Source organism: Mesorhizobium sp. M0045 (assembly GCF_040323385.1).
In the GTDB taxonomy this organism is placed as follows: domain Bacteria; phylum Pseudomonadota; class Alphaproteobacteria; order Rhizobiales; family Rhizobiaceae; genus Mesorhizobium.
Genome location: NZ_JAMYUY010000027.1, coordinates 51,685 through 67,224, shown reverse-complemented (window position 1 = coordinate 67,224; position 15,540 = coordinate 51,685). Strand labels below are relative to the sequence as shown.

The following is a 15,540-nucleotide window of genomic DNA, read 5'->3' as shown; positions in this document are numbered from 1 at the left end:
CTGACGCGATGGAACGAGGTCGTGACCCATCAAGCACCCTCGCCTTCGCGATTGGCGAAATCATCGACGACAGCCAATCTCCCCCCTTGCGGGGGAGATGTCCGGCAGGACAGAGGGGGGTACTGTCCCTCCGGCCTGTCAACCGATGGCAGCCACGCCCTCAAGCAGGTTCCGGGGTGCGAATGGGTTACGTCGAAAGTCGGCGATCCTTCCCACCCCCCTCTGTCCTGCCGGACATCTCCCCCGCAAGGGGGGAGATCGGCCATCACAAAAGCCTTCGCCAGCCTTGCACGCATTTCGACCTCCACCCTCACCGCTTTACCTCCCAGGTGGTGATGCGGGCGCCGGTGACCGGGTCCTTTCCGTCCTTCAATTGCACGCCTTGCGCCAGAAGCTCGTCGCGGATGCGGTCGGCCTCGGCCCAGTTCTTTTCGCGAATAAGACCGAGTCTTTCGTCTATACGCGCTCTGATACGATCCTTGGTGGGACCAACAGAGCCGTATGCGTCGAGGGTGTCGTCCTCCTCCGGAATGCTTGCGTGGGCGACGGCCTTGGTCTCAGTCACAGCTGGGACGCCACGTAAGAATTCATCTGGGGTGTGCTGCATAAGACCCAGAAGTTTTAGACCAGCCAAGACTCGGCCCGCATCATCCCCAGCTCCGTACTCAGATGAAGAAGCGGTGCGGAACGCATCGTATGTCTGCAAATCGTCGAGCAAATGCTCCAAAATTCGAGGTTCCGGTGTGGTTGGGTTCACGGGCCAGATTTCATCAAATCGACGGTAGAGTTTCGTAAGCAGCCTTTCCGCCTCTTCCAGCTTGCGCACGGAAAAGTCGATCGGCTCGCGATAATGCGTCATCAGCATCGCCAGCCTGAGCACCTCGCCCGGCCATTTGCGGCCGCCAAAGGTATCCGTCTCCAGCAATTCGGTGATCGAATAGAAATTGCCCAGGCTCTTGGACATCTTCTGCCCTTCGACCTGCAGGAAACCGTTGTGCATCCAAACCTTGGCCATCGTTTCGGTGCCGTGGGCGCAACGCGATTGCGCGATCTCGTTCTCGTGGTGCGGAAAGATCAGGTCGAGACCACCGCCATGGATGTCGAACACCTCGCCGAGATAGGCGGCCGACATCGCCGAGCACTCGATGTGCCAGCCCGGCCGACCCCTGCCCCACGGGCTGTCCCAGCCCGGCTCCTCGGGCGAAGACAATTTCCACAGCACGAAATCCTGCGGGTTCTTCTTATGCGCATCGACGGCGACGCGGGCGCCGGCCTGCTGCTCATCGAGATTGCGCTTCGACAACTGCCCATAATCCGGCATGGAAGCGGTGTCGAACAAGACTTCTCCAGCCGCGACATAGGCATGGCCGCGTTCGATCAAGCGTTGAATCAAGAAGATCATGTCGACTTTGCCGTCGGGCCTGGGCTCGACGAACTCGGTGGCGCGCGGCTCGACCGTCGGTTCCAGGCAACCGAGCGCCGCAACGTCCTTGTGGAACTGATCGGCGGTCTTTTCGGTGACCCGCCTGATCGCTTCGTTCAGCGACAGCTTGCCCGATGCAATTTCGCCGCCGAAATCGCGCAGCGCGCGAGCGTTGATCTTGTCGTCGACGTCCGTAATGTTGCGGACATAGGTGACGTGCGCTTCCCCGTAGAGATGGCGTAGCAAACGGAACAGCACGTCGAAGACGATCACCGGCCGCGCATTGCCGATATGGGCGAAGTCATAGACCGTCGGGCCGCAGACATACATGCGCACGTTGCGCGGATCGATCGGGAAGAAATCCTCCTTGCTCCGCGTTAGCGTATTGTAGAGGCGCAGGCTCTTCGATGCGTCAGACATACGTGCGTTCCCGGTGCGTTACTTTGGTTGAGCATGATCTTTGGGATCGTGCTCTGGATGAAGCCAGTTACGCCGAGGCGCAAATCGGGCTCCAGCCTGCTGGCCGGGGCGTTTGTCCAATCTTGGAGGAGATGAGGCGAAAACGTCCAGGACCAGCGCGAGGCTAGCCGATAATGCAAATGCCACAAATGGCGAAAGGCGTTTTCATGGCCGGCTTTATCGCCTTGCCCGGTGTTGCCGTCAAGTCGCTACCTTCGCCAAAAATATCGTTGGATCACAGGAAATGCGGCACTGAAACATTTTATTAAACATGTCGGCACTGTCATGAAACATTCGCCGGCTAGATCAGCAAGCGTCACGATTTGGTCGGATTCGGCCAGCAAACGCAGACACGAAGACGTTACTAGGGAAGAGAAGAATGCCCAAGCAGGAACCCAGCCGTGCCAAGCAACCGGCGCTCGCCAGCTATTACCGAGCGATCGGCCCGGCAGCAATCGTCGCCGCTCTTCTGCACACCGCGAAGAAGAAGAAGCCGGCACAGAAGATCGTCTCGCCGCGCGCTGCCTGAGAATGCGGTCGGGTGAAGATTGAGGCGCTCACGGCGAGCCAGTAACAGTAGCTTTTGCTAAAATAAACTCATCTGATTGTCGTTCGCGCCGGACTTCTGGCGCTTGACCTTCTCGAGCTCAGGCTCGACGACGCCCTTCTCCTGAATCTCTGGCCCGGTATTGGCGACCTTGTTGACGAGGTCGGAAACCGGGATCGCTTCGAAGAAATCGGGCTGGGCGGGTCTCAGCAGATCGGCCACGTCGCGCGGCTCGAGTGTGCGGCAATCCAGCCAGCGTGCAAAATCCTCGGGATGGATCACTACCGGCATGCGGTCGTGGATATGGGCAGTATCGGCATTGGCGTGGGCGGTCAGAATGGCGCCAGTGTCCATTTCCGAGCCGCCCGGCTCGGCATAGGTCTCAATCAGCCCGGCGAAGGCGACAAGCCCGCCCTGTCTTGGCCGCACCCAATAGGGCTGCCCTCTTCTGCCACCGGTCTGGTGCCATTCGTAGAATCCCGAAGCCGGCACCAGGGCGCGGCGATGGCGCATGGCAGCGCGAAACAACACCTTTTCCGAAGCCCCCTCGGAACGCGCGTTGAACAGCAGCGGGAAGTTACGCGTATCCTTCACCCAAGCAGGGATCAGGCCCCAGCGCACCAGAATCGAGCGGCGGTCGGGCAGGTTCGAGCCCGGCGCCTGCGTCAATCCGGCGAGCGCCATCAGCACCGGCTGCGTCGGCGCGATATTGTAGCGGGCCGGAAACTCCTCAAGTTCCGCCAGGCCGAGAAAGGCGGCGGTCTGGTCCGGAGTGGCTGTCAAAGCAAAGCGTCCGCACATGAATTCAGCTTTCGATTGGTGGCGTATGAAAGTGGCCATGGAACCTGCCTTTCGCAACCGCTAAAGCTGTTCGCCGACGGTCGGTCCACAACGGGCTGTGCCAATCGAGCGATCCGGAGCCATGGAAGCACGCAAGATCATTCCGGCAGTCTCGGCCTGCGTCGTGCGCGAGAACACGGTGCTGCTGGTCAAGCGGGCCAGGCCGCCCTCGCAAGGCCTCTATGCCTTTCCCGGCGGCAAGGTCGAAGCCGGCGAGACGCTGGAACAGGCAGCACGGCGCGAATTGCTGGAAGAGACCGGATTGCAGGCGCGCAGCTACCGGCCGCTGCGGGAAATCCACATCGACGGCAGCGGGGACGGACATCCGGTCGACTACTGGCTGACGGTGTTTGGGGCCGATTATGCCGGCGGCGAGGCGGTTGCCAGCGACGACGCCGAAACCGCGGCTTTCTATACGCTGGCCGAAATGATGGCGATGCCGCTCGCCGATGCAGTGTTTGAAATTGCCGACGATCTACTCGGTCCCAAAAAAGACGGCGAGACGTGAGCCAGAGAATCGCCTTGCAGGCGACAAATTGTTCCAGCACAAAGCCTCATGAGCCGCACGTCTTCGTTTCTCGCCGCATGCCTCGCCGTCAGTGTGGTCGTCGGTGCGCGCCCGGCGATTGCCGCCGAAGCACCGTTCGAGCCCGGGCTGATGCGGCTGGCGGAAGTGCTCGGCTCGCTGCATTTCCTGCGTAATCTGTGTGGCGAGAAGGGCGATCGGTGGCGAGCCGAGATGGAAAAACTGATCGCATCGGAAAATCCGAACCCGGAGCGGCGCGCCCGCTTCATCGCCAGCTTCAACCGCGGCTACCGGTCGTTCGGCGGCACTTATACGCAATGCACCGCCTCGGCGACGGAAGCCATCAGCCGCTACATGAAGGAAGGCGAGACGCTGTCTCGCGACATCGCTTCGCGCTACGGAAACTGACGACGGCAGCCGCTTTCCGGAAAAGCCGCATCAAGGGTCGGCGCCGTCGCGGTGGACGCGTTCGACACTTCCCCGCTTGCCTCGACTGAGGTCTTGGTGCAAACCTAATGTTGCACTTTTGCAACTATGTTAACGAAACGTTAGCGCGCAGATGTGAAATTAACTCAAACTGAAGGTTTCCGTCCCCTTGGCCGACCTAATCGGCTAAGTTTGAGACGGATCGGATGCAGGTTTGCTAGACGCGACGGAATTTGTAGACAGCGACCAAAAAAATGTCGCATTTACAGATACTTACTTGCGCCTGCGTGTAAAAGGGACAACTCAAGCTTGATCCCTGTCCAACGGATCACCGCTTGAAAGGGTGGACATCGCAATGGAACATGGCGTCAACGACATCGACGCGCTGGTCAGGGAAGAAAAGCGCCTGACTGCCGTGGAAAGCCACAGCGAAGCCTGGGCAGAAGGATTGTCGGCGGGGATCGAGCCTGAAATCATCGCCGAGGCAGCCCTCGAAACGGCATTCGGCGAAATGCTGCGCGCCAATGGCGAGACCTCGGCGCTTGCCCTGCTCGATCGCATGCGTGAAAAGGTGATTGCCGGGGCCTTCGAGCCCGAAAGACTGCGGCACTGATCCCGGTTCTTTGACGACGGCGCGCCGCCGGACATCATGTCCGGGCACATGGATGGGCTGGAACCAGGGAGTAGCAGGCGGTGAATTTTTCGATATCAGGCAAGCCACGCGGCCTGGTCCTCGGCATTTGGCTTACTGCTTCCTGCGCCACAATTCCCCTTGCACTGTTTCTTGCGAGCAGTCCCGCTCACGCCCTCAGCGAGATCAAACGCGAAGACCTGCCCTCGCCGGTGACGCCGCCGCCGGACGGCGACATGTCGCCGTCTGGAAGTACCGTCCCGATGCCCGGCCCACTCGGCACGGTACCACCTCCAGCCCGCCAGCCGACTCCGTCCGAGGAGCCAGAGCAAACCGAACCGAAAGGGCCAACGGACGATGGCGGGATGGCCAATCCGCATGTCGATCCGGACGCGCCTGTGCCCGAAGTCGTCTACGACCTGGCCAAGTTGCCGGAACCGGTGAGGCGCATGCACGATCTGATCGTCGAGGCGTGCAAAAGCGGCGACATCGAAAAGCTTCGGCCGCTGATCGGCACGGGAGACATGATGACCCAATTGTCGCTGGGTGACATCGAGGGCGACCCGATCGCCTTCCTGAAGGGCCTTTCGGGCGATACGGAAGGCCAGGAGATCCTCGCCATCCTGGAAGAGGTGCTCAGTGCCGGTTATGTCCATGTCGATGCCGGCACGCCGCAGGATCTCTATGTCTGGCCCTATTTCTTCGCCCTGCCGCTGGACAAACTCGATGCCAGGCAGCGGGTCGAGCTGTTCAAGATCGTCACCGCCAGCGACTATGACGATATGAAGCAGTTCGGTGCGTACATCTTCTATCGAGTCGGCATCACGCCGACCGGACAATGGACGTTCTTCGTTGCTGGGGATTGAGTGGCTTAGTCTGGCCCTTATGAGGCAGGGAGCTTAGCCCGCCAACGCCTCGCAAAACTCCACCGCCCTGCCCTGGCTCGGCGCGACGATCTCGCCTTCCCACATCACGCGCCGGCCGCGAACGATGGTGCCGACCGGCCAGCCGGTCACCTGCCTGCCGTCATAAGGCGTCCAGCCGGCCTTGGAGCCTTGCTGGGCGTTGGCGATGGTCTCGCGGCGCTTCAGATCGACGATGGTCAGATCGGCATCGTAGCCGGCGGCAATACGGCCTTTCCTGGCGATGCCGAAAATACGCTGCGGGCCGTGGCTGGTCAGGTCGACAAAGCGCTGCAAGGTCAGCCGGCCGGCGTTGAGATGGTCCAGCATGATCGGCACCAAAGTCTGCACGCCGGTCATACCGGACGGCGACGCCGGATAAGGTTTTGCCTTCTCGGCCAGCGTGTGCGGCGCATGGTCGGAGCCGAGGACATCGACAACGCCTTGCGCAATGCCCTGCCAGATCCCCTCGCGATGACGCGTGGCGCGCACCGGCGGGTTCATCTGGATCAACGTACCGAGCTGCGCATAGTCATCGGCGCTCAGCGTCAAATGATGCGGCGTCGCCTCGCAGGTCGCGACATCCTTATGCTGTTCGAGGAAGCCTATCTCCTCGGCGGTCGAGATGTGCAGCACATGGATCCGGGCGCGAACCTGGCGCGCGATACGCACAAGGCGCTCTGTGCAGCGCAATGCAGCGATCTCGTCGCGCCACACCGGATGTGAGGACGGATCGCCCGCGATACGCTCGCCAAGCCGCTCGCGCAGCCGGAACTCGTCCTCGGAATGAAAGGCGGCGCGGCGGCGTGTGTTCCTCAGGATCGAGGCAACGCCTTCGTCGTCCTCGACCAGCAGGTCGCCGGTGGACGAGCCCATGAACACTTTTATGCCGGCCGCACCCGGCAGCCGCTCGAGATCGCCAACGTCTTTTGCATTGTCGCGGGTCCCGCCGACCCAGAAGGCAAAGTCGCAATGCATGCGGCCGGTGGCACGCCGCACCTTGTCGACAAGGGTTGTCTCGCTGGTGGTCAGCGGATTGGTGTTCGGCATCTCGAAGACGGCGGTGACGCCGCCAAGCACCGCTGCGCGGGAGCCCGTCTCCAAATCTTCCTTGTGCTCCAGTCCCGGCTCGCGGAAATGCACCTGACTGTCGACGACGCCCGGCAGGATATGGAGCCCGTGGCAGTCGATCGTCTCGCCCGCCGATGCCTGGCGGAGGTCGCCGATGGCAGCGATGCGCCCACCATTGATACCGACGTCGCGAAAACCCTCGCCGTCGTGATTGACCACGGTGCCGCCTGTCAGGATGAGATCGTAGAGGGGGGCCATGCGGATCCGGTCTCTTGCGGGGGAAGTGCCAGCGGCTTACGTAATGACCGATAGTTTTGCAAGATCAGGCTCGTTTTCCCACCATGCCCTTTGCCTCGCTCAGAGATCGCGCACTCGTTTCCGTATCCGGACCGGATGCCGAACACTTTTTGCAGAACATCCTGACCACCGACCTAGACGCGCTCGGCCGCGGCGAAGCAAAGCCCGGCGCCTTACTGACGCCGCAAGGCAAGATCCTTTTCGACTTCCTGATCTCGCGCGCTGACGAAAATATTTTCCGGCTCGAATGCCGTGCTGAGACCATCGATGACTTCATGCGCCGGCTGACGCTCTACAAGTTGCGCGCCAAAGTCGAAATTGCCAAGGCAGATCGGTCGGTTGTGACCGTCGTATGGGAAAGCCATTCAACTGCCTCGCAATTTGAATCCGCACCGTTTGCCGATGCGCGGTTTGTCGATGCTATCGTCACGCGCTTCTATGGTGGCGCCGCAGACAGCGGCGACCTTGCCGCATGGCAAGCCTTTCGCATCGCCAATGGCATTGCCGAAAGCGGCAGCGACTATCAGCTCGGCGACGCGTTTCCGCATGATGTGCTGCTCGACGAGATCGGTGGCGTCGGCTTCAAGAAAGGCTGCTACGTCGGCCAGGAGGTCGTCTCGCGCATGCAGCATCGCGGCACTGCCAGGCGCCGGGTGTTGATCGTCTCGGCCGAACGCCCCCTGCCCACTTCGCGCGCAGAGTTGGCCGTGGCGGGGCGACCAGTCGGCACGCTTGGCTCGACCGCCGGCACGACAGGCCTTGCCATTGCCCGCATCGACCGGGTCAAGGCAGCGCTCGACGCCGGCCTGCCGATCCTGGCTGACGACGTCGCCGTGTCGCTCGCCATCCCGTCCTGGGCGAAATTCAGCTTTCCGCAGGAAGCCGTTGGCGCGGAGGACGCCTGATGGCGGCCGACCGCGCCGGGGCGCCGCCGCGTGCCTGGCAACGTATGCTGTCCGGCCGCCGGCTCGACCTGCTCGATCCCTCGCCGCTCGACATCGAGATCTCCGATATTGCCCATGGCCTTGCCCGCGTCGCACGCTGGAACGGCCAGACCAGAGGCGATCACGCCTTTTCGGTCGCCCAGCATTCACTGCTGGTCGAAACACTTGTCGGCGAACTGATGCCGGATGCCGACGCCGACGCGCGGTTGGCGGCGCTGCTGCACGACGCGCCGGAATACGTCATCGGCGATATGATCTCGCCGTTCAAATCCGTGATGGGCGGCAGCTACAGGGATTGCGAGATCAGGCTGCAGCGTGCCATCCATCTGCGCTTTTCACTGCCTGCCGAACTCGACGCGGGGCTGCGCAAGGAAATCAAGCGAGCGGATCAGATCGCCGCTTATTTCGAAGCAACGCTGCTTGCGGGTTTTTCGACGGCGGAGGCGACCGAGTTCTTCGGCAGGCCGCGCGGTTTCAACGCCGAGCGCTTCGATGTCACGCCGCGCTCGGTGACCTGGGCGCAGAATGCCTTTCTCAAACGGTTTGCGGCAATCGAAAAGTCGCGACGCCAGACTGCCGTTCCAGCCGGCTGAAAACGGTAAATTAACCGGCAGGGACAACAGTGCCGTGGTTAACCATGGTCCATAGGCTTGCCTCATGCCCGTTGCCGGTATCAAGGCTGGTTCATCCGTCCGCCGACGGAGGGCCAAAGGCGTTGGTCTGCCGCGACGGATCGAAGACGAGCTACGCGAACAGAACGAGCGTTTTTCGGCAGCGATCGAGAACATGTCGCATGGCCTGTGCATGTTCGATGCCGATGAGCGGATGATCATCTGCAACAGGAACTACATCAGCATCTTTCGCCTCGACGCCGAAGTGGTGCGGCCCGGCATCCGGTTTTTCGACATCCTCCAGCACAGCGTGGATATCGGCATCGCCTCGCAAAGCGCCGAGCAACTCTATGCCATCCGCAAGCCCTATATCGACCAGGCAAAACCTTCCACCTATGAGGAAACGCTTGCAGACGGGCGCATCGTCAACATTTCGCACCGGCCGCTGGCGTCAGGTGGCTGGGTCTCGATCTACGAGGACATCACCGAGCAACGGCGCGCCGAGCAGGAGTTGAAAGAGCAGCACCGCCGTTTCGACGCAGCACTTGCCAACATGTCGCAAGGCCTTTTGATGTACGATGCGGACGGCAAGCTGATCGTGCGCAACGAACGTTTCCTGGAACTTTATCATGTCAGGCCCGCCGACTTCCCGCTTGGCATGAGCCACCGTGATGCGTTCAAGCGGCTGCTGGAACTGGGCATTTATACAAAGCTCGACCCCGACAGCGAAATCTCGCAAATCGAAGCCTGCCTGCGGGCGGGGAAAACACACATAACGCATCGTCATCTCGCCGACGGCAGGACGCTGTTGGTTGCGCGCCGGCCGATGAGCGGCGGCGGCTGGGTCGCGACGTTCGACGACGTCACCGAGCGCAGGCGTGTGGAAGAGCGCATGACCCATCTTGCGCACCACGACACACTGACCAACCTGCCCAATCGCTCGATGCTTCGCGAACGGCTCGACCAAGCCCTGAGCGAGACGAGAGACGGATCGCTGGCGATATTCTCGCTCGACCTCGATCACTTCAAGGCAGTCAATGATACTTGGGGTCACCCCGCCGGCGACTGGCTGCTGAAATGCGTGGCCGAACGGCTGCAACGGTGCCTGCGCAATGAAACGGACGTTGTCTCCCGCTTCGGCGGCGACGAATTCGTCATCATCCTGTTCAATCTCAAAAGCCCGGGCGACGCGGAAAAGCTGGCCAAACGCATAGTCGAGATCATCGGAAAGCCGTTTCGCGACAAGAGACACGACATGCGTGTCGGCATCAGTCTCGGCATCGCGCTGTTTCCGAATGACGGCAAGGACGCCGAGACTTTGCTGAAAAATGCCGATATGGCGCTCTATCGGGCAAAGAGCGAAGGGCGCAACCTCTACCGCTTCTTCGAACCGGCCATGGACGCGATGGTGCGGGCCCGCCGGGCGCTCGAAATCGATCTCAGGGCAGCGCTGTCGCGCCGCGAATTCGAGCTGGATTTCCAGCCGATCATGAACATCGCCTCCGGCGAAATCGTCGGTGCCGAAGCCTTGATGCGCTGGCGATCGCCGGTGCGCGGCCTGGTGCGGCCGGACGACTTCATTCCGGCCGCCGAGGAGACCGGGCTGATCGTGCCGCTCGGAGAATGGGCGCTGCGAAAAGCCTGCACGACCGCGGCAGGCTGGGCGGCTTGGCGCATCGCAGTCAATGTCTCCGCCGTGCAGATCAAAAGCGGTACCTTTGCCCGCAGCGTCATTTCGGCACTGGCGTTCTCGGGCGTGCCGGCCAACCGACTTGAACTGGAAATCACCGAAACGGTGCTGATGGACGAGAGCGATCTGGTGCTCAAGACACTCAGGCAGCTACGCGATCTGGGCGTCCGCATCGCGCTGGACGATTTCGGCACCGGCTATTCCTCGCTGGGCTACCTCAGGCGCTTTCCCGTCGACAAGATCAAGATCGATCGCTCGTTCACCCGTGACATCGACAGTCGCGATACCGCGGCGATCGTGCGCACCATCATCGGGCTTGGCGCACAGCTGGGCATCACCGTCACCGCCGAAGGTGTCGAGACCGAAGCGCAGCTTGAATTCCTGCAAAAGGAGGGTTGTGTCGAGGCCCAGGGCTATTTGATCGGCGTGCCGTCAAAGGCGTCGGACATCAATCGGCTGCTGAGGTCGAGCGCGACGATCCGGCAGTCCGGCTAAGTGCGACAGTCTCGCGGAAGCGCGGGCAACCGGCTTGGATCTCCTTGAGATGACGCTCGATTCGCGTGTTAATTCCTTGATAGAGAAGGCGGAATTCAGGTGTGGCGAACCAGGAGGTTCCTTGCCGGGTCAGAGGTGCCCGCTCAATGCCTCAACCATATCCTTGTTCGTCGCCACAGGAACAATCTCGAATTCGACCAGATCGGCCCATTCGATGACCCACCGCTGCAGGAGCGTGATGTCATCGGCCTCCACCAGCAGGAAGCAGCGGCTCATATCCGCTGCGATCCAGCTGTGGTGCACGAGAAGCGCGTCCGGCTTCAGGCGGCCCTGGTCGCGGAAACGGCGGTAGATCTCCTTGCGGTCGCAGCCGCGAAAATCCTCGGTTACGAAGAACAGCATCTTTTTCCCCTCAGTTCGGATATTATCGCCCCGGCCGGTCCAGCCGCTCCAGGAACCACTGCGTCAGCCGCACCCAGACCTCGTCCTTTTCGCCAGAGTCTTCCCAGCCGTGGTCGAGGTTGGGGTTGTCGTTGACCTCAATGACGAAGACGCCGTCCCTGGTTTCCTTGAGGTCGACGCCGTAGAGGCCGTCGCCGATGCAACGCGCCGCGCTCACCGCCGTCTCGACGACATGGGCCGGCGCTTCCTTCAGGGTGAAGGTCTTGATGCCGCCCTGATCGGGCTTGCCGTTGGCCTTATGATTGACGATCTGCCAATGTTTCTTGGCCATCAGATAATGGACGGCAAACAAGGGTTGGCCGCCGAGGACACCGACGCGCCAGTCATATTCCGTCGGAATGAATTTTTGCGCGATCAGGAGGTCGGAATCCTCCAGCCATTCGGTTGCAAGCGACTTCAACTCTTCGAAAGTGCCGCATTTCTTGACGCCGCGCGAAAACGAGGAGTCCGGGATCTTCAGCACCAGCGGGAAGCCCAGCGTCTGCGCCGCAAGTTCCAGGTCCGAGGTGCCGGCTATCATCACCGTTGGCGGCACCGGTACCTTGTTGTAGGTCATCAGCTCGTTGAGATAGACCTTGTTGGTGCAGCGGATCATCGACAGCGGATCGTCGATGACCGGCATGCCTTCCTGCTGGGCGCGGCGGGCAAAGCGGTAGGTGTGGTTGGAGATCGAGGTGGTCTCGCGGATGAACAGCGCGTCGTAGTTGGCGAGCTTGGCCAGATCCCGCTTGGTGATCGGCTCGATTTCGACGCCCATCTTTTCAGCGATCTTGGCCCAGTGGCGCAGCGACGAAATCTCCGACGGTGGCAGTTCCTCATGCGGATCGACCAGAGTGGCGAAAGTGTAGCGCGCCGGCGTGCGGCCCTTGGTGTCGCGCCACTCGCGGTTGGTGTAGGTCTCCAGGCACTGGAGAAAGTGCGTTTCCTCGTCCTCGGTCATCCTGGCCAGGGGATGGAACCCGATCTTGCGGATCGAGGCCCATTCGGCGCTGTCCCTGATGTGGACCTCGAGCGCCGGGGCACGGAACCAGTCGAACAGAAGTTTTGCGAAGCGGTCCCAGATCCTGGATGGTCCGATGCCGAAGAAGATGCAGACCTTCTGGGGAAAAGCGCCACCCAGGTCCTTGCGGCACTTGTTGAGTGCGAGTTCGAGTTCCGGCAACGCGTGCTCATAGAGCTTGCGCTCCGACAGGTCGATCATCGTTTCGACCGTCGGGATGACCTTATGGCCGCGCGAACCAGCAAGCAGCGACGCGTAATAGCCGCGGCTCTGGTAGCCGTAATTGTTCGACAGGTTGATGACCTTCGGCCGCTGACCGCGAAACAGTGCCGGATGGGCAAGGTAGTCGCGATTGGTGATGATCTTGTGCGGCGTCGCCACTTGGTCGAGATCGTTCTGCCGGCCGGTAAGGATGACCCAGGTCATTGGCTATCGCGCTTTCCGAGAGTGATGGCGGCGCGCAATCCGTCGCGGCCGAATTGCGCCATGTTCATGAAGATGCCGTAAGGCACGGGAATGTTGGCAGCATCGAGGATCGTCTCCTGCCGCTCGTCCTCGACCCAGGGGTCGTGGATCAGGATATGATCGCCGTCGTCACCGATGGCCAATACCCAGTGCGGAACCTTCTTGCCGAACATCAGGAAGCCGCTGATCAGGACCAGCACCAGTTTTCCCTCTGCGATCGCGGTGCGAATGTCGTCAAGCCCGAATGAACGGTAATTCACCGGGATGCTGTAAAGTTCCGCGCGGCGGCGAAAGTCGACCTGCGCCAGCTCCATGACGCGGCGCTTGTCCTCGCTGCGCACCGACTGCAGGAACAGCGCGCCGTAGAAGGAGACATAGATCTCAGCAGCAAGCCCGCTCTCATAGCCGGCGACGGCAAGCCCGAACGGTTCGCAGCCGCCCGGCCCCGACATCATGAAAACGGTCGTCGCCTCACGCCACAGCCTGATTTCCATCACCGGATCCGGCACGAATCCGGGGCCGAAGTAAGCCATCGCCATCATCAGGCAGCATGGTCCGCAAGTGAATTCGCAAGTTTGCTGATAAAACGGCACTTCGGTGGCCACCGGAATGTCGCCGCGCAAGGTCTTTTCATAGCGCAGCGCCGTGGCGCCATCCTCGTAATAGTCCGGCTCGCGGCCGATCTTGCGGTAGCCGCTCTGCTCGTAGATCTGGATCGCGCGCGGGTTGTCCTCGCGGACTTCCAAACGAAGCATCATGCGGCCGTGCTCGAAAGCGGCGGCCTCGGCCTCTTCCAGCAGCAGCCGGCCAACGCCACGGCCGCCGAAAAATGGACCAACGGCGATCGAATAAAGCCTCGCGACGCCGCTGCCCTTGCGAAACAGCACGACTGCATAGCCGGCGACGCGGCCATCGCTTTCGCCAACCAGCAGCTCGGCGGTGTCGCGTTCGATCAGTTGGCGAAAGGAGCGGCGAGAAATGCGATCGCTCGAGAAAACGGCTTTTTCGATGGCGGCGAGGTCATCGACGTCGGACGCGCGGGCCTTGCGAATCTCGGCAGGCATGCGGGCTCAGAAAACCTCGATTGGGTTGTGGAAACGGCCCTAGTCTAAACATCGGTCACACCAGCCGAAGTGCCAGCATTCAGCAAGCGCTATCGCACCTCGATTAGGGCCGAATTGTGACAGTTTTGACGGCAGGCAGGTCGCGCAAAGGCTTTGAACGACCTCCGTGTTTAGGCAACGGCGCGGCTCCGGAAGAGCGAGAGCCTGCTCAGCTTTGCAAGCCCGCCAAAAGCTGGCTATAGGCGCTCTTGGCCACTGCGGCCAGTTGCTCGCGCGGCAGCGAGCCGACGACGGCGCAGCCATAACCCTTGTCCAGCCAATAGACGGCCTCAGGACCATCGTCCTCCCCATAGGTGCCCTTGGCCTTGGCTGCCGATTCGGCGGTGACGAAGAGCGATATGCGCTCGCCCTTGACGTCCTCGTAAAGCAGCATCGCGGCCTTGCCCTGGCCGGCGGGCAGCAGCCGGCCACCGACCAGTTGGAATCCTTGCGCCGCCAGATCCGGCGCGACGAGCTTCAGACCCACCTGGTTCGACAACCAACTCTGCAAATGATCCTTGTCGCTTGCCGGCACTTCCACCGCATGCCGCGTTTCGGCGGCATAGATGACGTGGGCGGCGATCGCCTCTTCGGCAAGTTGGTCCTCGGCGGTATTTTCCAGGCCGAGGCGGCCGATGCCGGCAAGGTAGCCGCCAGCACCGCCAATCGCCAGGATGGCGGCAGCGGCGGCCGCAAGCCACCAACGCGAGCGCGACGGCGATACTCTGACCACCGGCGCCTCGCCAAGCACCACCTTGCTCAACCGCACCGGCACGGGTTCGTCCAGCACGCCATTAAAGGCTGCGCGCAACGCTTCCCGGTCGGCGGCGTAGCGTGCGCTCTTGGCCTTCATCTCGGCATTGGCCTCGAGCCATGCCTCATAGGCCGTCCGCTCGTCGCCCGGCAACTCGCCATCGAGAGCCATGTGGATGTCGCGTTCGGAGAAATCGCGCCGGCTCATTTCTCAACGATCCTTATCGAGCGGCGGCGCGCGGTATCATCCAGCAGCGCTCGCAGTTCGTCACGTCCGCGCGCGATGCGCGACATCAAAGTGCCGGCGGGCACTCCAAGGATGTTGGCGGCTTCGGCATAGGAAAACCCTTCGATGGCGACCATCACAAGTGCCGCGCGCCGGTCAGGGCTGATCGCCTGCAGCGCGTCGACGATCTCGCGCGAGGCGATGCTCTCGACCTGCTCGGCGGGTGCTGCCTGCGCCTCGCTTGTCTCGAGCGGCAGCATCGCCGCCTCGCCGCGCCGGTTCACCTTGCGCATCTGGTCGATGAACAAATGGTGCATGATCGTAAACAGCCACCTCCTGGGGCTTTCTCCTGTCTGCCAATTGTCGAGCCGCACAAGCGCCCGCTCGAGACAATCCTGGACGAGATCGTCGGCGGAATCGCGGTCGCGCAACAGCGAGCGTGCATAGCGGCGCAGACGCGGTATTTCACCCAGGATTGCTGCCTTCTTTTCGTCCATGACCGCTGGTTCTGGAGCCCCTGTCCGTGGTGATTGAACGCGCCTTTGCAGCGCGGCGCAAGCGGCCAGCGCGAAGCGGTCCGCCGCCCCGGTCACCCAAGCAACTGAATAACGCTGCCGGTGGCAGGTTTATTCCTGGGTTGCATCCGAAAGTTGAAAGAAATGCGTGGTG

16 protein-coding genes are annotated in these 15,540 nt (G+C 61.7%); 8 read left to right on the top strand and 8 right to left on the bottom strand.

What is annotated here, in order from left to right; translation table 11 throughout:
• Positions 1-310: 310 nt before the first annotated feature.
• The gene (gene cysS, locus NKJ72_RS28085) at positions 311-1,843 is read right to left on the bottom strand and encodes a cysteine--tRNA ligase (RefSeq protein ID WP_352480335.1); all 1,533 of its coding nucleotides are present in this window, start codon (positions 1,841-1,843) and stop codon (positions 311-313) included.
• Positions 1,844-2,261: 418 nt separating this feature from the next.
• On the opposite strand from cysS, the gene NKJ72_RS28080 reads away from it, so the two are divergent.
• Complete coding sequence (locus NKJ72_RS28080; RefSeq protein WP_254820210.1) at positions 2,262-2,411, top strand: hypothetical protein; 150 nt, start codon at positions 2,262-2,264, stop codon at positions 2,409-2,411.
• A gap of 57 nt (positions 2,412-2,468) precedes the next feature.
• Here NKJ72_RS28080 and NKJ72_RS28075 read toward each other — a convergent pair whose 3' ends face one another.
• Positions 2,469-3,230, bottom strand: a complete 762-nt coding sequence (locus NKJ72_RS28075; RefSeq protein WP_352480341.1) for an SOS response-associated peptidase — start codon at positions 3,228-3,230, stop codon at positions 2,469-2,471.
• A 121-nt stretch (positions 3,231-3,351) separates the two neighbouring features.
• On the opposite strand from NKJ72_RS28075, the gene NKJ72_RS28070 reads away from it, so the two are divergent.
• From NKJ72_RS28070 to NKJ72_RS28055, 4 genes are all read left to right on the top strand, one after another.
• Positions 3,352-3,777 carry an NUDIX hydrolase gene (locus NKJ72_RS28070; RefSeq protein WP_254820209.1) on the top strand — a complete coding sequence of 142 codons (426 nt, stop codon included), beginning with the start codon at positions 3,352-3,354 and terminating at the stop codon, positions 3,775-3,777.
• A gap of 48 nt (positions 3,778-3,825) precedes the next feature.
• The gene (locus tag NKJ72_RS28065; RefSeq protein ID WP_023677748.1) at positions 3,826-4,203 is read left to right on the top strand and encodes a TIGR02301 family protein; all 378 of its coding nucleotides are present in this window, start codon (positions 3,826-3,828) and stop codon (positions 4,201-4,203) included.
• A 373-nt stretch (positions 4,204-4,576) separates the two neighbouring features.
• Positions 4,577-4,834 carry a hypothetical protein gene (locus NKJ72_RS28060; RefSeq protein WP_008874920.1) on the top strand — a complete coding sequence of 86 codons (258 nt, stop codon included), beginning with the start codon at positions 4,577-4,579 and terminating at the stop codon, positions 4,832-4,834.
• Positions 4,835-4,914: 80 nt separating this feature from the next.
• A complete protein-coding gene (locus tag NKJ72_RS28055; protein WP_352480334.1) occupies positions 4,915-5,718 on the top strand; it encodes a hypothetical protein in 804 nt (267 codons plus the stop codon).
• A gap of 33 nt (positions 5,719-5,751) precedes the next feature.
• On the opposite strand, the gene NKJ72_RS28050 is transcribed toward NKJ72_RS28055, so the two are convergent.
• Positions 5,752-7,083, bottom strand: coding sequence for a dihydroorotase (locus tag NKJ72_RS28050; protein ID WP_352480333.1), 1,332 nt, complete (start codon positions 7,081-7,083; stop codon positions 5,752-5,754).
• Positions 7,084-7,166: 83 nt separating this feature from the next.
• Here NKJ72_RS28050 and ygfZ point away from each other — a divergent pair, with 83 nt between their 5' ends.
• From ygfZ to NKJ72_RS28035, 3 genes are all read left to right on the top strand, one after another.
• A complete protein-coding gene (gene ygfZ, locus NKJ72_RS28045; RefSeq protein ID WP_352480332.1) occupies positions 7,167-8,027 on the top strand; it encodes a CAF17-like 4Fe-4S cluster assembly/insertion protein YgfZ in 861 nt (286 codons plus the stop codon).
• Complete coding sequence (locus tag NKJ72_RS28040; protein ID WP_023677753.1) at positions 8,027-8,659, top strand: HD domain-containing protein; 633 nt, start codon at positions 8,027-8,029, stop codon at positions 8,657-8,659. The genes ygfZ and NKJ72_RS28040 overlap by 1 nt, the downstream gene beginning before the upstream one ends.
• Before the next feature lie 64 nt (positions 8,660-8,723).
• On the top strand, positions 8,724-10,862 hold the full coding sequence (locus NKJ72_RS28035; RefSeq protein WP_352480331.1) for a putative bifunctional diguanylate cyclase/phosphodiesterase: 2,139 nt from the start codon (positions 8,724-8,726) through the stop codon (positions 10,860-10,862).
• A 129-nt stretch (positions 10,863-10,991) separates the two neighbouring features.
• Here NKJ72_RS28035 and NKJ72_RS28030 read toward each other — a convergent pair whose 3' ends face one another.
• The 5 genes from NKJ72_RS28030 to NKJ72_RS28010 form a co-directional block, all read right to left on the bottom strand.
• The gene (locus NKJ72_RS28030) at positions 10,992-11,264 is read right to left on the bottom strand and encodes a DUF3303 domain-containing protein (RefSeq protein WP_254820204.1); all 273 of its coding nucleotides are present in this window, start codon (positions 11,262-11,264) and stop codon (positions 10,992-10,994) included.
• Positions 11,265-11,286: 22 nt separating this feature from the next.
• Entirely contained in the window at positions 11,287-12,750 is a 1,464-nt protein-coding gene (locus tag NKJ72_RS28025; protein ID WP_254820203.1) for a RimK family ATP-grasp domain-containing protein, read from the bottom strand.
• Entirely contained in the window at positions 12,747-13,853 is a 1,107-nt protein-coding gene (locus NKJ72_RS28020) for a peptidase C39 family protein (protein ID WP_254820202.1), read from the bottom strand. Before NKJ72_RS28020 ends, NKJ72_RS28025 begins: the two co-directional genes overlap by 4 nt.
• Before the next feature lie 208 nt (positions 13,854-14,061).
• A complete protein-coding gene (locus NKJ72_RS28015; protein WP_352480330.1) occupies positions 14,062-14,853 on the bottom strand; it encodes an anti-sigma factor family protein in 792 nt (263 codons plus the stop codon).
• Entirely contained in the window at positions 14,850-15,368 is a 519-nt protein-coding gene (locus NKJ72_RS28010) for a sigma-70 family RNA polymerase sigma factor (protein ID WP_254820200.1), read from the bottom strand. Before NKJ72_RS28010 ends, NKJ72_RS28015 begins: the two co-directional genes overlap by 4 nt.
• Positions 15,369-15,540 lie beyond the last annotated feature (172 nt).